This window comes from Streptomyces albidus (ex Kaewkla and Franco 2022), from assembly GCF_013870515.1.
Taxonomy (GTDB): domain Bacteria; phylum Actinomycetota; class Actinomycetes; order Streptomycetales; family Streptomycetaceae; genus Streptomyces; species Streptomyces albidus.
Window position 1 is genome coordinate 1 of record NZ_JACBXA010000044.1, and the last position, 18,873, is coordinate 18,873.

Here is an 18,873-nt window from a genome sequence, read left to right on the forward strand (position 1 = left end):
TGACCAGCAGCAGGCCATCGAACTCCTCCTGGACAAGATGAAGCAGACCAAGTCCAACGCCGAGTTCCTGCTCCAGATCCAGAAGACCACCCCCTCCACCCCCAACGGCAACGGAGGCGACTGACCGCCAGTAGGCAGTCCGCACGGATTCACCGGCGAGGGCCGTCCCACCACATGCGGTGGGGCGGTCCTCGCTGTGCGTGTCGGAGCCTGAGAGCTTGCCCACACGCGCCCCGCGTCGCGGGCCTGCCGCAGTGACCCTCTTCGAGCCGCGTCGTTCCAGGTCGAAGAGGGTGAAGCGGGTGATCGGCGCCAAAGCGCGCCCTGCATCACTGCCCGGGCACCACCGTCACGCCGTGTGCAACCCTTCCGGATGGCGTAGCGAAAGGCGTCGGGTACACCGGCGGGGCCGCAGCGCCCAGACACTCCGAGACGACAGAAGAGCCACACGGCAGGACTGAGGGAATCGAGATGGCGGACGACAGCATGGACGGGCAGGCGGCGACCCCCGGCCGCTCGCGGGGCGGCATCCGTCCCACCGGCCGTCGTCGCAGGCCTCTCGAGCGCCGGCGGCGCATCCTCAAGGCCACCGCCTGGGCGGGTGCGGCAGCCGTCATCCTCGGCGGCTCGGGCCTCGGGTTCGCCTACTTCAAGCTCAACGGCAACATCTCCGGCGTCGACATCAACGCCAAGCTCGGCAAGGACCGCCCGGACGACGCGCCCAACGGGTCCATGGACATCCTCGTCCTCGGCTCCGACACCCGGTCCGGTGACAACGCCAAGTACGGCAAGGGCCAGGCGGGCGCACGCTCCGACACCGCGATGATCGTGCACGTCAACAAGAAGCACGACAAGGCGAGCGTCGTCTCGATACCGCGCGACACCATCGTCGAGCGGCCCAGCTGCATCAAGGACGACGGCGGCGGCACGGCGCCCGCGCAGAAGGCGATGTTCAACTCCGCGTACGAGACGGGCGGCCCGGCCTGTGCGGTCAAGACCGTGGAGTCGATGTCCGGCGTACGGATGGACCACTACGTCGAGGTCGACTTCTCCGGCTTCAAGAAGCTGATCGACACACTCGGCGGGGTCGAGGTCACCACCAAGAAGCCGATCAAGGACCAGGACAGCCACCTCGACCTCGACAAGGGCACCCACAAGCTCGGGGGCGAGCAGGCTCTGGGCCTCGTCCGCACGCGGCACGCGGTCGGCGACGGCAGTGACCTGGGCCGGATCCAGCTCCAGCAGGCGTTCGTGAAGGCGCTGATGGACCAGGTCAACAGCGTCGGGCTGTTCAGCAGCCCGAAGAAGCTCTACAACCTCGCGGACAGCGCGACCTCCGCCGTCACCACCGACTCCGAGCTGGACTCGGTCAGCGACCTGGTGGGCCTGGCCAAGATGGTCAAGGGCATCAAGTCCGACGACATCCAGATGTCGACGCTGCCGGTGACCTACGACCCGGCCGACCCCAACCGCGTCGTGCCCATGGAGTCCAAGGCGCAGAAGATGTGGTCGGCGATCAAGAAGGACGCGGCCATACCGAAGTCCGCGACGAAGGGGTCGGCGGGGGACCGGACCGACATCGGCGGAGTGGTCGGTTAGGGCACCGCCGCGCCCTCGCGGGAGCCGTCCGGCGCGTGCGTGCGCCGGGGGGTCGGAATAATGAGCGCCCGCCCCCGGTTTTGGGAGGTACGGCCAGTGATGGCAGACTGGTCCGTCGGCCCCGGTTCACGGAAGACAAACCCGTCCTCCGACCCGGCGCCCTCCCGAAACTAGGAGACACCCTTGAAGCGCGACATCCACCCGGAGTACGTCGAGACCCAGGTCAGCTGCACCTGTGGCAACTCCTTCACCACCCGTAGCACCGTGAGCGGCGGCGTCATCCGCGCCGACATGTGCTCCGCGTGCCACCCCTTCTACACCGGCAAGCAGAAGATCCTCGACACCGGTGGCCGTGTGGCCCGCTTCGAGGCACGCTTCGGCAAGAGCGCCGGTTCCGCCAAGAAGTAGCACCTCACGAGCGCCGGTCCTCGGCACGCCCTGCCGGGCGTGAAGGGCCGGCGCTCTTGCGCTGCCTGGCACCTTCTTCTTCCACGTAAAGGGACAAACGATGTTCGAGGCGGTCGAGGAACTGATCGGTGAGCACGCCGAGTTGGAGAAGCAGCTTGCCGATCCGGCGATCCACGCCGACCAGGCGCGTGCCCGCAAGCTCAACAAGCGGTACGCGGAACTCACCCCTGTCATCGGCACGTACCGCTCGTGGAAGCAGACCGGGGAGGACATCTCGACCGCCCGCGAACTCGCCGTCGACGACCCCGACTTCGCCGCCGAGGTCAAGGAACTCGAGACGCACCGCGAGGAGCTGACGGAGAAGCTCCGGCTGCTGCTCGTGCCGCGCGACCCGAGCGACGACAAGGACGTCATCCTCGAGATCAAGGCGGGGGAGGGCGGCGACGAGTCCGCCCTGTTCGCCGGCGATCTCCTTCGGATGTATCTGCGCTACGCGGAGCGCGTGGGGTGGAAGACCGAGCTGATCGAGACCACCGAGTCCGACCTGGGCGGCTACAAGGACGTGCAGGTGGCGGTGAAGAGCAAGGGCGGGGGCGGCGAGCCGGGACAGGGCGTGTGGGCGCGGCTGAAGTACGAGGGCGGCGTGCACCGCGTGCAGCGGGTGCCCGCGACCGAGTCGCAGGGCCGGATCCACACCTCCGCCGCCGGCGTGCTCGTCCTTCCGGAGGCCGAGGACGTCGACGTCGAGATCAACGCGAACGATCTGCGGATCGACGTCTACCGCTCCTCCGGTCCCGGCGGCCAGTCGGTCAACACCACCGACTCCGCTGTCCGGATCACGCACGAGCCCACGGGAATCGTCGTCTCCTGCCAGAACGAGAAGAGCCAGCTCCAGAACAAGGAGCAGGCGCTGCGCATCCTCCGTGCCCGGCTGCTGGCCGCGGCGCAGGAGGAGGCCGATCAGGAGGCCTCGGACGCCCGCCGGAGCCAGGTCCGCACCGTCGACCGCTCGGAGCGGGTACGGACGTACAACTTCCCCGAGAACCGGATCTCCGACCACCGGGTCGGCTTCAAGGCGTACAACTTGGACCAGGTGCTCGACGGCGAACTGGACCCGGTGATCCAGGCCTGCGTCGACGCCGACTCCGCGGCCAAGCTGGCCGCGGCCCAGTAAGCGCGCGTACGGACGGGTGGTACGGAACTCAAGATGCTGCATTCGTCCGGGGGGCGTCCCCCGAACCCCCGCGGTCTGCTGATCACCGAGGTGGCGCAGGCCACTCAGCGGCTCGCCGCCGCAGGTGTGCCCTCGCCGCGGTTCGACGCCGAGGAGCTGGCCGCGTTCGTCCACGGAGTCAAGCGCGGTGAGCTGCACCGCGTCGCCGACACCGACTTCGACGCCCGCTACTGGGAGGCCGTCGCCCGCCGTGAGGCCCGCGAGCCTCTGCAGCACATCACCGGACGCGCCTTCTTCCGGTACCTCGAACTCCAAGTGGGGCCGGGGGTGTTCGTGCCGCGTCCCGAGACCGAGTCCGTCGCCGGCTGGGCGATAGAAGCGGTACGTGCGATGGACGTGGCCGAGCCCCTCATCGTCGACCTGTGCACGGGCTCGGGGGCCATCGCTCTCGCGCTCGCCCAGGAGGTGCCCCGATCGCGCGTGCACGCCGTCGAGTTGGACGAGGGCGCGTACGGCTGGGCGGTGAAGAACGTCGAGGGCAGCCGGGTCACGCTGCACCACGGTGACGCGCTCACCGCGCTGCCCGAACTCGACGGCCAGGTGGACCTGGTGGTCGCCAACCCGCCCTACATCCCGCTCACCGAATGGGAGTACGTGGCGCCCGAGGCCCGCGACCACGACCCCGAACTGGCGTTGTTCTCCGGGGAGGACGGGCTGACCACCATCCGCGGCCTGGAGCGCAGCGCACACAGGCTGCTGCGTCCCGGCGGCGTCGTCGTCGTCGAGCACGCCGACACCCAGGGCGGCCAAGTCCCCTGGATCTTCACCGAGGACCGCGGCTGGGCCGATGCCGCCGACCACCCCGATCTGAACAACAGGCCCCGATTCGCCACAGCTCGCAGGGAGGTGCCGTGATGGCACGGCGTTATGACTGCACCGACACGACGGACCGCAAGACCGGCCTGCGCGAGGCCGCCTCAGCGGTCCGGCGCGGTGAACTCGTCGTGCTCCCCACGGACACGGTCTACGGCATCGGTGCCGACGCCTTCAGCCCTGACGCCGTCGGCGATCTGCTGGAGGCCAAGGGCCGGGGGCGCAATATGCCCTCGCCGGTGCTCGTCGGCTCCCCGAACACCCTGCACGGCCTGGTCACCGACTTCTCCGAGGCCGCCTGGGAGTTGGTCGACGCCTTCTGGCCTGGTGCGCTGACGCTGGTCGCCAAGCACCAGCCGTCGCTGACCTGGGACCTGGGCGACGCCCGGGGGACCGTGGCCGTACGGATGCCGCTGCACCCCGTCGCCATCGAACTGCTCAAGGAGTTCGGCCCGATGGCCGTCTCCTCGGCCAACCTCACCGGGCACCCGGCTCCGCAGGACTGCGACGCCGCGCAGGACATGCTGGGGGAGTCCGTCGCCGTCTATCTCGACGGCGGGCCCACGCCGGACTCGGTGCCCTCCTCGATCGTCGACGTCACGGGCAAGACCCCCGTACTGCTGCGTGCAGGCGCGCTCAGCGCGGAGGAGCTGCGCAAGGTCGTACCCGACCTCGAGGTGGCCTCGTGAAAGAGGCCACAAGGGCCGCCAGGGGCGGCACCCGGGCTGGGGCCGCGAGCAGCGGCACCCGGACGATTCCGCCCGAGGACGGGCAGGCCGGGAGATGCCTTCGGTGAACACCCCGCACGGGCGTGGCACCGCGGACCCCGGCGGCATAAGCGGTACCGCAGGCCGGTTCCGCATCCTCCACGTCTCCACCGGCAATGTCTGCCGCTCACCTCTGACCGAGCGGCTGACCCGGCATGCCCTGGCGGAGCGGCTGGGCGGGGGGCGCAGCGGCGGCATCCTCGTGGAGAGCGCGGGCACCTGGGGGCATGAGGGGGCGCCCATGGAGGAACATGCGGCCGAGGTGCTGCTGGAGCACGGAGCGGACCCTGAGGGCTTCCGTGGCCGCGAGCTGCTGGACGAGCACGTCATCCGCGCCGACCTCGTGCTTACGGCGACCCGTGACCACCGTGCGCAGGTCGTCTCCATGGGGCACTCGGCCGGGCTGCGCACCTTCACGCTGAAGGAGTTCACGAGGCTCGTACGGGCCATAGACGCCGCCACGCTCCCGGATCCGCGTTCCGCGCAGGGAGTGGTGGAGCGGGCCACCGCACTGGTGCAGGCGGCGGCCGCGCTGCGCGGCTGGCTGCTGGCGCCGAGCCCCGAGGCGGACGAGATCCATGATCCCTACGGGGCGCCGATCCCCTACTTCCGCTCCGTGGGTGACGAGATCAGCAGCGCCCTCGACCCGGTGGTCACGGCGCTGACCGGGGTTCCCGCCCCCACCTGTAGGGATACGTGAAACCGCCGGACCCGCACCGGTGTCCTATGGTGTGGGGCCAAGGAGAAAGCGAGACTCTGGGGAGCCCGTGCGTGAATACCTGCTGACGCTCTGCGTCACGGCAGCGGTCACCTATCTGCTGACCGGGCCGGTGCGGAAGTTCGCCATCGCGGCGGGCGCGATGCCGCAGATCCGGGCGCGTGACGTGCACCGCGAGCCGACACCGCGCCTGGGTGGCATCGCGATGTTCGGCGGCCTGTGCGCGGGGCTCCTGGTCGCGTCCCAACTCACCAACATCGGCGAGCTGTTCATCCTTTCCGATGAACCTCGCGCGCTGCTCTCCGGCGCAGGGCTGATCTGGCTGCTGGGCGTGCTGGACGACAAGTGGGGCGTCGACGCCCTGGTCAAGCTGGGCGGACAGATGATCGCCGCGGGCGTGATGGTCCTCCAGGGTCTGACCATCCTCTGGCTGCCCGTGCCGGGTGTGGGCAACGTCGCGCTGACTCAGCTCCAGGGCACGCTGCTGACGGTCGCGCTCGTTCTGATCACGATCAACGCCGTGAACTTCGTCGACGGTCTGGACGGTCTCGCCTCCGGCATGGTCGCCATCGCCGCCGCGGCGTTCTTCATGTACGCCTACCGCATCTGGTACGGGTACGGGGTCGAGGCCGCGGCGCCCGCGACGCTCTTCGCGGCCGTCCTGATGGGCATGTGCCTGGGCTTCCTGCCGCACAACATGCACCCGGCACGCATCTTCATGGGCGACTCCGGCTCGATGCTGATCGGGCTCGTGCTGGCCGCCGGCGCGGTCTCCATCACGGGGCAGGTCGACCCGGACCTCATGGTGCAGCACACCGGTTCCGTCCGTTCCGCGGTGCACACGATGGTGCCGCTCTACATGCCGCTGCTGCTGCCGCTGTCGATCATCGCGATCCCCGTCGCCGACCTGGTGCTGGCGATCGTCCGCAGGACGTGGCGGGGCGAGTCGCCGTTCGCGGCGGACAAGGGGCATCTGCACCACCGGCTGCTGGAAGTCGGGCACTCCCACAGCAGGGCGGTGCTGATCATGTACTTCTGGTCGGCGCTGATCGCCTTCGGAGCGGTGGCCTTCTCGGTGCAGTCCTCCAGCCTGTTGATCGTTCTCGCGATCGTGGTGCTGTGCGCGATCGGGCTCGTCGTGCTGCTGATGCCGCGCTTCACGCCGCGGGTGCCGCGCTGGGCGTACGCCTTCGTACCGCCCCGGTACCGCCGTGAACCGGAAGACGAGACGGCCGTCGACGAGGACGTCCAACCTGCCGCTGAGTCCAGCGAGTCGGACGAGACAGTTGATGCGCCGACGCCGAAAACGGAACCTCAGCCGGCCTTCGCGGGGCTCAACGGGGCGACCGCGATCGGGGGCAACGGGCAGAAGAACACGCGCAGTTCAGAGCCTGCGTGTGACGGGCAGCACACCAAGTAGGTAAAGACCTCATCAAATAGTTTGTGATACCGTTCACGAGACCGGCGAGGGGGCCGAAGGACCGTAGTGCGACGGTTCTCGGCGCGAGGTTCGCACCTCCACGCCGGGGAGACAGTCGTCACTGACGACAGACGCCCCCGATCTTCGGAGCAACTCCCATGCAGTCGAACGACGCCCGCATGCTCCTGCAGTGCGCCGTCCCGACCGCCCTCGCAGGTGCCGTGGCCGCGACCGTGAGCGCTGTGCTCGTCGGCGGCAAGGGTGCCGTCGGCGCGGCGGCCGGCGCCGCCGTGGTGATCCTCTTCATGGGGATCGGCCTTGCCGTGCTGCAAGGCACCGCGAAGTCCCTGCCGCACCTCTTCCAGGCGATGGGCCTGCTGCTCTACACGACGCAGATCCTGCTGCTCGCAGTGGTGTTGATGATCTTCCGGGATACGACGCTCTTCAACACCAAGGCGTTCGCTTTCTCGTTGCTCGCGGCTGCTCTCGTGTGGGTCGCCGCGCAGGCCCGTTCGCACATGAAGGCCAAGATCCTCTACGTTGAGCCCCACTCCTCCGACGACGTCGGTGGTGACACCAAGAAGGTCGCCGCCGGCAGGGCCACTTCGTGATCCGCGGCGGAAGTAGGGCCGGGATAAGTGACCGCTCGTACAGCTGCTATCGTCCGTTCCCAACTGCGGCGCAGCAGGCGCAGGCGGCAGAGTCCACCCGTCCTCCAGGACGGAGCGGGTGGCACCGCTCGCTGACCAACCGCCGCCCCCACATTCGTAAGAACAGTCCAGTGCCGCTCCGTGGCCGCGCGCCGCGCCGACACATCGAGGTAGCCGTACCCATGCGCCATGCAGAAGGAGCTCGCGGTGAGTGCTGACCAGATGCTCGCCTTCGAGACCGATTGCCACCTCTTCGACGGTTGTGGCTTCACCGAAGTTTCGCCAGGCCTGCACTCCTTCGTCTTCGAACCGATCGCCACCTTCGGTGGCATCCACTTCAACAAGACGATGCTGCTGGCGCTGTTGGGCACCATCGCGATCCTGTGGTTCTTCTGGGCCGCGTTCAGCAAGCCCAAGATCGTGCCGGGCAAGGTCCAGATGATCGGCGAGGCCGGATACGACTTCATCCGCCGCGGCATCGTCTACGAGACGATCGGCAAGAAGGAGGGCGAGAAGTACGTCCCCTTCATGGTGTCGCTGTTCTTCTTCGTCTGGGTGATGAACCTCTGGTCGGTCATCCCGCTTGCCCAGTTCCCGGTGACGTCGATCATCTCGTACCCGATGGGTCTGGCGGCGATCGTCTACGTCATGTGGGTCTCCCTGACCTTCAAGCGGCACGGATTCGTCGGCGCCTTCAAGAACTTCACCGGCTACGACAAGTCACTCGGCCCGGTGCTGCCGATGAGCATGACCATCGAGTTCTTCTCGAACCTGCTGGTGCGTCCCTTCACGCACGCGGTGCGGCTCTTCGCCAACATGTTCGCCGGTCACCTGCTGATCGTGATGTTCACGATCGCCAGCTGGTACATGCTCAACGGCATCGGGATCGCCTACGCGGGCGTCTCGTTCTTGATGACCATCGCGATGACGGCCTTCGAGCTGTTCATCCAGGCTGTCCAGGCGTACGTCTTCGTCCTCCTGGCGTGCAGCTACATCCAGGGTGCTCTCGCCGAGAGCCACTGAGAACTCCCGCCCGTACACGACCACTTGGTTGTCCGGTGGCCAACCCCCACCGGTCCGTGAAACAGAAGGAAGAAACGGCATGTCCGCTCTCCAGAACCTCGCTGCTGTCAGCGGCTCCCTCGGCTCCGTCGGCTACGGTCTCGCAGCCATCGGCCCGGGCATCGGCGTCGGCATCGTCTTCGGTAACGGCACGCAGGCACTCGCCCGTCAGCCCGAGGCGGCCGGCCTCATCCGCCAGAACCAGATTCTCGGCTTCGCCTTCTGTGAGGCCCTGGCCCTGATCGGCATCGTCATGCCGTTCGTCTACGGCAAGTAATCCCGCCGAGAACCGTCCCTCCCGACGAAAGGCACTGATGTGATCGCCCTGGTACAGAAGGCGGCCGAGGAGCAGAGCCCCCTCGTCCCGCCGCTCCCAGAGCTCGTCATCGGCCTGCTCGCCTTCGCCATCGTCTTCTTCTTCCTCTGGAAGAAGCTCCTCCCGAACATCAACAAGGTTCTGGAAGAGCGCCGTGAAGCCATCGAGGGCGGTATCGAGCAGGCTGAGGCGGCCAAGGAAGAGGCTGCCGAGGTCCTCAAGCAGTACAAGGACCAGCTCGCCGAGGCCCGGCACGAGGCCGCCCGGATGCGCTCCGAGGCGCAGGAGCAGGGCGCCACGCTCATCGCGGAGATGCGTGCGGAAGGCCAGCGCCAGCGCGAGGAGATCGTCGCGGCCGGCCACACCCAGCTCGAGGCCGACCGCAAGCAGGCCGCACTGGCCCTGCGTCAGGACGTGGGCAAGCTCGCCACGGAGCTGGCCGGCAAGCTCGTCGGGGAGTCCCTCGAGGAGCACGCGCGCCAGAGCCGTACGATCGACCGCTTCCTCGACGAGCTCGAGGAGAAGGCCGAGGCTGCCCGATGAACGGCGCGAGCCGTGACGCCCTGGCAGCCGCACGCGAGAGCCTGACGGCGCTGACCGACAACACGTCGGTCGACGCCACGCAGCTCGCCGACGAGCTGGCCGCCGTGACCGGGCTGCTCGACCGCGAGGTGCGGCTGCGCCGTGTCCTCGCGGACCCGTCGCGCAGCGGCGAGAGCAAGGCCCAGCTGGTCGGGAGCGTGCTCGGCGATCAGGTCGGCGGTCCGACCGTGGACCTGGTCTCCGGCATGGTGCGCTCCCGCTGGTCGACGTCCCGCGACCTGGTCGACGCGGTAGAGGTGCTGGCGGACTCCGCCGACCTCGTCGCGGCCGAGCGGGCCGGCTCGCTGGAGGAGACCGAGGACGAGCTGTTCCGGTTCGGCCGCACCGTCTCCTCCTCGCCCGAGCTGCGGGCCGCGTTGGCCAACCCCAGCGCCTCGGCAGAGGCCAAGGGGCAGCTGCTGCACACACTGCTCGGCGGCAAGGCACGGCCCGCCACGGAGCGTCTGGTCACGCGTCTTGTGAGCCAGCCCCGTGGACGTAGCCTTGAGGGAGGGATCGAGTCCCTCTCCAAGCTGGCCGCGGAGCGGCGTGGCCGCTCGGTGGCGATCGTCACCTCGGCGGTGCCTCTGAGCGACCAGCAGAAGCAGCGTCTCGGGTCTGTGCTGGCGAGCATGTACGGACGCCAGATGCACCTGAATCTCGACGTGGACCCCGGGGTCCTGGGCGGGATCACCGTGCGTGTCGGCGACGAGGTCATCAACGGCTCCATCGCGGACCGCCTCGGTGAGGCGGAGCGCCGCATGGCCGGCTGACTTCGGTCGTCCGCGCAGGGCACCAGCCCAAGCGCACACACCAACTCAACAGCATCACTTAGCGGCCCGAGTTGGGCCGTAGAAGATCGATACGGTCCCAACAAGGAGAGCAGGGAACCCAGATGGCGGAGCTCACGATCCGGCCGGATGAGATCCGGGATGCGCTGGAGAATTTCGTCCAGTCGTACGAGCCGGACGCGGCCTCGCGCGAAGAGGTCGGAACGGTCAGCGTTGCCGGCGACGGCATCGCGAAGGTCGAGGGTCTTCCCTCGGCCATGGCGAACGAGCTGCTGAAGTTCGAGGACGGCACCCTCGGTCTCGCCCTCAACCTCGAGGAGCGCGAGATCGGCGCGGTCGTCCTCGGTGAGTTCAGCGGCATCGAAGAGGGCCAGCCAGTGCACCGCACCGGCGAGGTCCTGTCGGTTCCGGTCGGCGACGGCTACCTCGGTCGCGTCGTGGACCCGCTGGGCGCCCCCGTCGACGGCCTCGGCGAGATCGAGTCCGAGGGCCGCCGTGCTCTCGAACTGCAGGCCCCCTCGGTCATGGACCGCAAGTCGGTGCACGAGCCGATGGAGACGGGCTACAAGGCTGTCGACACGATGACCCCGGTCGGCCGCGGCCAGCGTCAGCTGATCATCGGCGACAGGCAGACCGGCAAGACCGCGCTCTGCATCGACACGATCATCAACCAGCGCGACAACTGGCGTACCGGCGACCCCGACAAGCAGGTGCGCTGCATCTACGTCGCCGTCGGTCAGAAGGGCTCCACCATCGCGTCCGTTCGCGGCGCCCTGGAGGAGGCCGGAGCGCTGGAGTACACGACGATCGTCGCCGCTCCCGCGTCCGACCCCGCCGGCTTCAAGTACATCGCGCCCTACACCGGCAGCTCGATCGGCCAGCACTGGATGTACCAGGGCAAGCACGTCCTGGTCATCTTCGACGACCTGACCAAGCAGGCCGACGCCTACCGCGCCGTGTCCCTGCTGCTGCGCCGCCCGCCGGGCCGTGAGGCCTACCCGGGCGACGTCTTCTACCTGCACTCCCGTCTGCTGGAGCGCTGCGCGAAGCTCTCCGACGCCAAGGGCGCGGGTTCGATGACGGGTCTCCCCATCGTCGAGACGAAGGCGAACGACGTGTCGGCGTTCATTCCGACCAACGTCATCTCCATCACGGACGGCCAGTGCTTCCTGGAGTCCGACCTGTTCAACGCGGGCCAGCGCCCGGCGCTGAACGTCGGTATCTCCGTCTCCCGTGTCGGTGGCTCCGCGCAGCACAAGGCGATCAGGCAGATCACCGGTTCGCTCCGTGTGGACCTCGCCCAGTACCGCGAGCTGGAGGCGTTCGCCGCCTTCGGCTCCGACCTGGACGACGCCTCGAAGGGCGCCCTGGAGCGCGGCAAGCGGATGACGGAGCTGCTGAAGCAGTCGCAGTACGCCCCGTTCTCGACCGAGGACCAGGTCGTCTCCATCTGGTCCGGCACCACCGGCAAGATGGACGACGTCCCCGTCGAGGACATCCGCCGCTTCGAGCGTGAGCTGCTGGACCACATGCACCGTGAGCACAAGGGTCTGCTGACCAGCATCGTCGAGGGCGGCAAGATGTCCGACGACACGGTCCAGGCCCTGGGCGACGCGGTGAACGCCTTCAAGAAGCAGTTCGAGACCTCGGACGGCAAGCTTCTGGGCGAGGACTGATCCGTGGGCGCCAAGACCAGGGTCTACAAGCGGCGGATCAAGTCCGTCAAGGCGACCAAGAAGATCACCAGGGCGATGGAGATGATCGCCGCCTCGCGCATCGTCAAGGCGCAGCGCCGGGTGGCGGCATCCGAGCCGTACGCGACCGAGCTCACCCGTGCGGTGACGGCGGTCGCGACCGGTTCGAACGCCGACCACGCGCTCACCACCGAGGTGGAGAACCCGACCCGGGCCGCGGTACTGCTCATCGTGAGCGACCGCGGTCTGGCGGGCGGCTACAACTCCAACGCCATCAAGGCCGCCGACCAGCTGACCAACCGGCTGATCGGGGAGGGCAAGGAAGTCGTCAACTACATCGTGGGCACCCGCGGTGTGACGTACTACCGCTTCCGTGAGCGCGTGATCAAGGAGTCCTGGAGCGGCTTCACCGACAACCCGACCTACGCGGACGCCAAGGCCGTCGCGGAGCCGCTGATCGCGGCGATCCAGGCCGAGTCCGGCGCGGAGGACGGGGTGGACGAACTCCACATCGTCTACACCGAGTTCATCTCGATGATGACGCAGAGCCCGGTGCAGAACCGGATGCTGCCGCTCAGCATCAAGGAGACCGCGGAGGAGTCGGCCGAGGTCATCCAGGACAACATCAAGCGGGGTCCGGAGATCCGTCCGCTGTACGACTTCGAGCCGTCGGCGGAGGAGGTGCTCGACGCCCTGCTTCCGCGGTACGTCGAGAGCCGCATCTACAACGCGCTGTTGCAGGCCGCCGCTTCCAAGCACGCTGCCACGCGCCGTGCGATGAAGTCGGCCACGGACAACGCCGAGGACCTCATCAAGTCGCTGACGCGGCTTGCCAACGCGGCCCGCCAGGCCGACATCACCCAGGAAATCAGCGAGATCGTCGGTGGCGCGAGCGCGCTGGCTGACGCTTCTGCGGGGAGTGACCGCTAACCATGACCACAACTCTTGAGCAGGCCACGGCGGCGGGCCGCGTCGCACGGGTCATCGGCCCGGTCGTCGATGTGGAGTTCCCCGTCGACGCCATGCCCGACATCTACAACGCCCTGAAGGTCGAGATCGCCGACCCGGCCGAGGAGGGCAAGAAGAAGACCCTCACCCTCGAGGTCGCCCAGCACCTCGGCGAGGGCGTCGTTCGCGCCATCTCGATGGAGCCGACCGACGGTCTGGTCCGCCAGGCCGAGGTCACCGACACGGGCAACGGCATCACCGTTCCCGTCGGCGACGTCACCAAGGGCCGGGTGTTCAACACCCTCGGCCGCATCCTGAACGAGCCGGAGGCCGAGTCCGAGGTCACCGAGCGCTGGCCGATCCACCGCAAGGCCCCGGCCTTCGACCAGCTCGAGTCCAAGACCGAGATGTTCGAGACCGGCCTGAAGGTCGTCGACCTGCTGACTCCGTACGTCAAGGGCGGAAAGATCGGCCTGTTCGGCGGCGCCGGCGTCGGCAAGACCGTCCTCATCCAGGAAATGATCATGCGTGTGGCGAAGCTGCACGAGGGCGTTTCCGTCTTCGCGGGTGTCGGCGAGCGTACGCGTGAGGGCAACGACCTCATCGACGAGATGGCCGAGTCGGGCGTCCTCCCGCAGACCGCGCTGGTCTTCGGGCAGATGGACGAGCCGCCGGGCACCCGTCTCCGGGTTGCGCTGGCCGGTCTGACCATGGCGGAGTACTTCCGTGATGTTCAGAACCAGGACGTGCTGTTCTTCATCGACAACATCTTCCGGTTCACGCAGGCCGGTTCCGAGGTCTCCACGCTGCTCGGCCGCATGCCCTCCGCGGTGGGTTACCAGCCGAACCTGGCGGACGAGATGGGTGTGCTCCAGGAGCGCATCACCTCGACCCGTGGTCACTCCATCACCTCGATGCAGGCGATCTACGTGCCCGCGGACGACCTCACCGACCCGGCGCCCGCCACGACGTTCGCGCACCTCGACGCGACGACCGTGCTCTCGCGGCCGATCTCCGAGAAGGGCATCTACCCGGCGGTCGACCCGCTGGACTCGACGTCCCGGATCCTGGACCCGCGTTACATCTCGCAGGACCACTACGACTGCGCCCAGCGCGTCATCGGAATCCTGCAGAAGTACAAGGACCTCCAGGACATCATCTCGATTCTCGGCATCGACGAGCTGAGCGAGGAGGACAAGCTCACCGTCAGCCGCGCGCGTCGCATCGAGCGCTTCCTGTCGCAGAACACCCACGCGGCGAAGCAGTTCACCGGTCTCGACGGATCGGACGTTCCGCTGGACGAGTCGGTCGCGGCATTCAACGCGATCGCCGACGGCGACTACGACCACTTCCCCGAGCAGGCGTTCTTCATGTGCGGCGGTCTTGAGGACCTCAAGGCCAAGGCCAAGGAGCTCGGCGTCTCCTGACGCCGGGATCCCGAGGGTCGGGCGGGGCCGGCGGAGGGCACAGCCCTCCGGTCCGTCCCCGCTCCCGCACCCCTTATCCTTTCCCTAACCTACGAAGGAGCCACTGTGGCTGAGCTGCACGTCGAGTTGGTCGCCGCAGACCGCAGGGTCTGGTCGGGCGAGGCCAGCCTTGTCGTCGCGCGCACCACTTCCGGCGACATCGGCGTCATGCCCGGCCACCAGCCGCTGCTCGGCGTGCTGGAGGCGGGTTCCGTCACCATCCGCACCACGGGCGAGAGCGGTGAGGGCTCGGTCGTGGCTGCGGTCCACGGAGGGTTCCTCTCCTTCGCCGACGACAAGCTGTCGTTGCTCGCGGAGGTCGCGGAGCTGGCCGACGAGATCGACGTCGAGCGGGCCGAGCGGGCGCTGGAGCGGGCCAAGTCGGACACGGACGCCGCCGCCGAGCGGCGAGCGGAGGTCCGTATGCGCGCGGTGGCGGCCCGCTGAGGCGGCCGACGCCGGGCGCGAAGCCGGGCACGACACGTACGACGCTCAGCCGCGGGCTGTTCCGGGTCACCCCGGAGCGACCCGCGGCTGAGCCCATACAGAGGGGGACGCGGGATCCACAAGATCCCCCGTCCTCGCGGGCACCGCTTCACACGCGGTACGACAGACAGCGAGGAGGTCGGTTGTGATGGTCCTCGTTCTGTCCCTGTGCGCTGCGGCCCTGCTGCTGGCGCTGGCGGGCCTGTTCGCCTTCGGGGTGCGGCGCCGCCTGCTGCAGCGCTCCGGTGGGACCTTCGACTGCAACATGCGCTGGAACGCGCCCGCTCCGCCCTCCTACGCCGACGACAGCCAGCTGGACGAGCCGGCGCAAGGGGCGGGACAGGGACAGGGTCACGCGCACGGCGACGGCAAGGGCTGGGCGTACGGCATCGCCCGCTACAACGGTGACCAGATCGAGTGGTTCCGGGTCTTCTCGTACGCGCCGCGCCCCCGCCGCTTTCTCGAGCGCAACCTCATCGAGGTCCTTCAGCGCCGGCAGCCCGAGGGCGAGGAAGAGCTCGCGCTGCTCTCCGACGCGGTGATCCTCGCCTGCTCCCTGCACGGCACGCGGGTGGAGCTCGCGATGAGCGAGGACGCTCTCACCGGTTTCCTCGCCTGGCTGGAGGCGGCTCCGCCCGGTCAGAGAGTGAACGTGGCCTAGGGCGTATCCGCAGAGCCCTCGCCTTGAAGACGGACGACGCTACTTTGCGGACCGTCCTGGACGCGACGCCCTCAGTCTCTCCGCACGCTTCATGCCCCCGCTCCCTCGGCGATTCCGGATCACGGCGCCCGGCGGCCGGCTGATCAGCCCAGGACGGCCGCTACGGCGACCAGCACGGGCGCGGCCGCCAGCGTCGAGAGCAGGATGGACTCACGGGCCACGCGCGTACCGACCTCGTAGCGGGCGGCGTAGGTGAAGAGGTTCTGCGCTGACGGAAGTGCCGAAGTCACCACCACGGCGAAGAGCGCCGCCTTCGACAGCTCGAAGACTCCCGCCCCTATCACCCACGCCACCAGCGGCTGTCCCACGGACTTGCACGTCACGGCTAGCAGGACCGGCAGCCTCTCGTGTTCGGGCGAGAGTACGGCGCTGCCCCGCAGCGACATGCCGAAGGCGAGCAGCACCGCCGGGACCGACATCGCGCCGACCAGCTCGAAGGGTTCGAGCACGGGAGCGGGAAGAGTCAGCCCTGTGGCGGCGACGGTCACTCCGGCCAGCGAGCCGATCACCACCGGGTTGCGGAACGGGGTCGTCATGCGGCGCAGCGTGCCGTTGTCCCCGGTGCGCGTGGAGAAGACGTCGAGAGCGGTCAGCGCAACCGGTGAGATCACCAGCTGCTGGAAGAGGATCACGGGGGCGACGAGCGACGCGTCGCCCAGAACGTACGCGGCGATGGGGATTCCGAGGTTGCCCGCGTTCACGTAGCTCGCGCAGAGGGCTCCCACGGTGCTCTCGCCCGGCGGCCAGCGTCTGACCACTGCCACGCCCACGTAGAGGGCCGCCATGGCGAAGGTGCTCAGCGCCGTGATCAGCAGCGGCCCGGAGAGGAGCACCGAGAGGTCGGCCTCGGCCAGCGTCTCGAACAGGAGGGCCGGAGTGGCCACATGGAAGGCGAGCTTGGTCAGGACGACCGGTCCGTTGTCACCGAGGAGCCCACGTCGGCCGAGCACGTAGCCCGTGCCGATGATGCACGTGATGACTGCGAAGCCGGTGATCACCCCTCCCATGGCGGGCCGTTTCGCGTCTGCAGAGTGGATGTGTGCATGACGCAATTGTCCGTACGCGGATCTCCAGGGCTGCGGCCGGGTGGCGGTCGAACGCCTTTCAGCCCTCGACGACTCCCAACTCCTGCGCCAGGACGGCCGCTTGGGTGCGGCTGCGCAGTCCCAGCTTGGCCAGCAGGTGGCTGACGTGCGTCTTCACGGTCGCCTCCGCCATGCGGAGACGGTCCGCGGCCTCCGCGTTGGAGAGCCCCTCGCCGAGGCAGCCCAGCACCTGGAGCTCGCGCGGAGTCAGCTCCGACAGCTCCGGCCGGCCACCGGCGGCGGTACGGGACGGGCGCCGCCCCGACGCTCCCGGGCGGGCGAACTCCGCGATCAGGCGGCGCGTCACCGCCGGGGCGATCATCCCTTCGCCGCGCGCCACCGTCCGTACGGCGGCGACCACTTCGGCTGCCTCGCTGTCCTTCAGCAGAAAGCCCGAGGCCCCGGCGCGCAGCGCGCCGAAGACGTACTCGTCGAGGTCGAACGTGGTCAGGACCAGCACGTCGGCAAGCTGCTCCCGGGTGATCCTCTCGGTAGCCGAGACGCCGTCGAGACGCGGCATCTGGATGTCCATCAGCACGACGTGCGGGCGCAGTTCACGCGCGAGCCGTACCGCCTCCTCGCCGTCGCCCGCCTCGCCGGCGACCTCGATGCCGGGGGCGCCGCGCAGGATGAGGACGAGCCCCGCACGTACAGCTTGCTGGTCCTCGGCGATGAGCACGCGGATCTCGGGTGCGGCTTCCTCCGTCACCGGGGATTCCCTTCCTCGACGGGCAGTTCGGCCCGTACTTCCCAGACCTTCGCTCCGAGCGGGGCGTCCACGGGGCCGGCGCGCAGTGTGCCGCCCAGCAGCTCCGCTCGCTCGCGCATTCCGATCAGGCCGGAGCCGGAGCCGGGTGCGCGCGGGGCGCGATCACCCCCTCTGTCCCCGAGGGGGCTGGTGACGCGGACGGTCAGCGGCCCGGGGATCCGGACCCGGTCGACGTTCACGGTGACCGTGCCGCCGCCGGAGTGCTTCAGCGCGTTGGTCACCGACTCCTGCACGACGCGGTACGCAGCAAGCTCCACGGGTGCGGGAAGCGAAGCGCCGGGCTCTCGCTGGTCGCGCAGCGTGAAGCGGAGCCCGGTGTTCTCGGCGCCGGCGCGTGCGCGGTCCAGGAGTGCGTCGAGGCCGGCCAGGGTGGGGGAGGTCGGCGGCGTCTCGTCCGAGTCGCCCGACGCGTCCCTGAGCAGTCCGATGAGGCGGCGCATCTCGGCCAGCCCCTGCACGCTGTTCTCACGGATGACGCCGAGCGCGGTGTGGGTGGCCGCGCGGGACTGCTCCTCGGCGTCCTCCCCGCCACCCTTCCCGTCCTTGTCCGGTCTGCCGTCGCCCAGCGACAGGGCAGCGGTGGAGTGGATCGCGATGGCGGAGAGGTGGTTGGCGACGACGTCGTGCAACTCGCGTGCCATGCGGGCGCGTTCAGCCGTCACGGCCTGGACGCGGTCCATCTCGGCCAGCAGCGCGGTCTGTTCGGCGCGCAGCCGCTCGGCCGCAGCCGCGTTCCGGTGGTCGCGGATGATCACGCCGGTCCAGGCGGGTGCGATGGTGATGCCCGCGCTGAACGCGCCGAGCAGCAGCGTCTCAGGCGTACGGAAGACGGCCAGCAACGCGCACGTGACGGCCACGGTGAAGGCGACGCTCACCGGGAGGACGGCTCGGGACACGCGTGTCGAACCGTAGATCACCGCTGCGTACACGATGTCCGTGAAGACGACCACCGTCGCAAGCAGGGACCCCATCGCGATGTCGCCCGCCAGCGCGACGATCGATACGGCCAGCGCCCAGGGCTGGCCCCTCCTGCGCCCGAGGGAGGCGAGGCACATGACCGTCAGGGGGATCAGCAGCCAGGCGCCGTAACGGCTGCCGACGCGGGGGTTGTTGTAGAGACCGAGCTGCCACAGGACCAGGCCGCCGACCATGCCGGCGACCGCGATGAGCACGCCGACCCGGTGCGGACGCAGCCGGGAGGGCAGGCCCGGACGCGGGTGCGCGGTCGACGAGGCTGTCGTGCTTGGCATGGGTCCATCTCAGCACGTCATGGGCGAGGCGGCGTCGGTACGGAGGACCAGCCGTCACGGTGCGCACTACATCGAAGGATGCAGCTCGAGGAAC

20 protein-coding genes are annotated in these 18,873 nt (G+C 68.9%); 17 read left to right on the plus strand and 3 right to left on the minus strand.

Annotated features, from left to right (window positions below):
• Positions 1 to 471: 471 nt before the first annotated feature.
• From H5J26_RS10160 to H5J26_RS10240, 17 genes are all read left to right on the plus strand, one after another.
• On the plus strand, positions 472 to 1,599 hold the full coding sequence (locus H5J26_RS10160; protein WP_181765440.1) for an LCP family protein: 1,128 nt from the start codon (positions 472 to 474) through the stop codon (positions 1,597 to 1,599).
• A 183-nt stretch (positions 1,600 to 1,782) separates the two neighbouring features.
• On the plus strand, positions 1,783 to 2,007 hold the full coding sequence (gene rpmE, locus H5J26_RS10165; RefSeq protein WP_181765441.1) for a 50S ribosomal protein L31: 225 nt from the start codon (positions 1,783 to 1,785) through the stop codon (positions 2,005 to 2,007).
• Positions 2,008 to 2,107: 100 nt separating this feature from the next.
• Entirely contained in the window at positions 2,108 to 3,181 is a 1,074-nt protein-coding gene (prfA, locus tag H5J26_RS10170) for a peptide chain release factor 1 (protein WP_181765442.1), read from the plus strand.
• A gap of 33 nt (positions 3,182 to 3,214) precedes the next feature.
• Positions 3,215 to 4,096 carry a peptide chain release factor N(5)-glutamine methyltransferase gene (gene prmC / locus H5J26_RS10175; protein WP_181765443.1) on the plus strand — a complete coding sequence of 294 codons (882 nt, stop codon included), beginning with the start codon at positions 3,215 to 3,217 and terminating at the stop codon, positions 4,094 to 4,096.
• The gene (locus H5J26_RS10180) at positions 4,096 to 4,743 is read left to right on the plus strand and encodes an L-threonylcarbamoyladenylate synthase (RefSeq protein ID WP_181765444.1); all 648 of its coding nucleotides are present in this window, start codon (positions 4,096 to 4,098) and stop codon (positions 4,741 to 4,743) included. Before prmC ends, H5J26_RS10180 begins: the two co-directional genes overlap by 1 nt.
• A gap of 103 nt (positions 4,744 to 4,846) precedes the next feature.
• On the plus strand, positions 4,847 to 5,521 hold the full coding sequence (locus H5J26_RS10185; RefSeq protein ID WP_419183776.1) for a protein-tyrosine-phosphatase: 675 nt from the start codon (positions 4,847 to 4,849) through the stop codon (positions 5,519 to 5,521).
• A gap of 67 nt (positions 5,522 to 5,588) precedes the next feature.
• Entirely contained in the window at positions 5,589 to 6,959 is a 1,371-nt protein-coding gene (locus H5J26_RS10190; RefSeq protein ID WP_181765446.1) for an MraY family glycosyltransferase, read from the plus strand.
• A gap of 158 nt (positions 6,960 to 7,117) precedes the next feature.
• The gene (locus H5J26_RS10195) at positions 7,118 to 7,570 is read left to right on the plus strand and encodes a hypothetical protein (protein WP_181765447.1); all 453 of its coding nucleotides are present in this window, start codon (positions 7,118 to 7,120) and stop codon (positions 7,568 to 7,570) included.
• 228 nt (positions 7,571 to 7,798) lie between these two features.
• Positions 7,799 to 8,632: a F0F1 ATP synthase subunit A gene (gene atpB / locus H5J26_RS10200; RefSeq protein WP_181765448.1), complete on the plus strand. Its 834-nt coding sequence runs from the start codon at positions 7,799 to 7,801 to the stop codon at positions 8,630 to 8,632.
• A 79-nt stretch (positions 8,633 to 8,711) separates the two neighbouring features.
• Positions 8,712 to 8,948: an ATP synthase F0 subunit C gene (gene atpE, locus H5J26_RS10205; RefSeq protein WP_181765449.1), complete on the plus strand. Its 237-nt coding sequence runs from the start codon at positions 8,712 to 8,714 to the stop codon at positions 8,946 to 8,948.
• A 39-nt stretch (positions 8,949 to 8,987) separates the two neighbouring features.
• Complete coding sequence (locus H5J26_RS10210; protein ID WP_181765450.1) at positions 8,988 to 9,530, plus strand: F0F1 ATP synthase subunit B; 543 nt, start codon at positions 8,988 to 8,990, stop codon at positions 9,528 to 9,530.
• Positions 9,527 to 10,342, plus strand: coding sequence for a F0F1 ATP synthase subunit delta (locus tag H5J26_RS10215; RefSeq protein WP_181765451.1), 816 nt, complete (start codon positions 9,527 to 9,529; stop codon positions 10,340 to 10,342). The genes H5J26_RS10210 and H5J26_RS10215 overlap by 4 nt, the downstream gene beginning before the upstream one ends.
• Positions 10,343 to 10,464: 122 nt before the next feature.
• Positions 10,465 to 12,036: a F0F1 ATP synthase subunit alpha gene (atpA, locus tag H5J26_RS10220; protein ID WP_181765452.1), complete on the plus strand. Its 1,572-nt coding sequence runs from the start codon at positions 10,465 to 10,467 to the stop codon at positions 12,034 to 12,036.
• A gap of 3 nt (positions 12,037 to 12,039) precedes the next feature.
• Positions 12,040 to 12,984: a F0F1 ATP synthase subunit gamma gene (locus tag H5J26_RS10225; protein WP_181765453.1), complete on the plus strand. Its 945-nt coding sequence runs from the start codon at positions 12,040 to 12,042 to the stop codon at positions 12,982 to 12,984.
• Positions 12,985 to 12,986: 2 nt separating this feature from the next.
• On the plus strand, positions 12,987 to 14,429 hold the full coding sequence (atpD, locus tag H5J26_RS10230) for a F0F1 ATP synthase subunit beta (RefSeq protein WP_181765454.1): 1,443 nt from the start codon (positions 12,987 to 12,989) through the stop codon (positions 14,427 to 14,429).
• Between the two features lie 105 nt (positions 14,430 to 14,534).
• Positions 14,535 to 14,915: a F0F1 ATP synthase subunit epsilon gene (locus tag H5J26_RS10235; RefSeq protein WP_181765455.1), complete on the plus strand. Its 381-nt coding sequence runs from the start codon at positions 14,535 to 14,537 to the stop codon at positions 14,913 to 14,915.
• Positions 14,916 to 15,102: 187 nt separating this feature from the next.
• The gene (locus H5J26_RS10240) at positions 15,103 to 15,615 is read left to right on the plus strand and encodes a DUF2550 domain-containing protein (protein WP_181765456.1); all 513 of its coding nucleotides are present in this window, start codon (positions 15,103 to 15,105) and stop codon (positions 15,613 to 15,615) included.
• Between the two features lie 143 nt (positions 15,616 to 15,758).
• On the opposite strand, the gene H5J26_RS10245 is transcribed toward H5J26_RS10240, so the two are convergent.
• The 3 genes from H5J26_RS10245 to H5J26_RS10255 all read right to left on the minus strand — a co-directional run bounded on the left by H5J26_RS10245 (position 15,759) and on the right by H5J26_RS10255 (position 18,779).
• Entirely contained in the window at positions 15,759 to 16,682 is a 924-nt protein-coding gene (locus H5J26_RS10245) for an AEC family transporter (RefSeq protein ID WP_181765457.1), read from the minus strand.
• A gap of 97 nt (positions 16,683 to 16,779) precedes the next feature.
• Entirely contained in the window at positions 16,780 to 17,469 is a 690-nt protein-coding gene (locus H5J26_RS10250) for a response regulator (protein ID WP_181765458.1), read from the minus strand.
• Entirely contained in the window at positions 17,466 to 18,779 is a 1,314-nt protein-coding gene (locus tag H5J26_RS10255; protein WP_181765459.1) for a sensor histidine kinase, read from the minus strand. Before H5J26_RS10255 ends, H5J26_RS10250 begins: the two co-directional genes overlap by 4 nt.
• Positions 18,780 to 18,873: the final 94 nt, after the last annotated feature.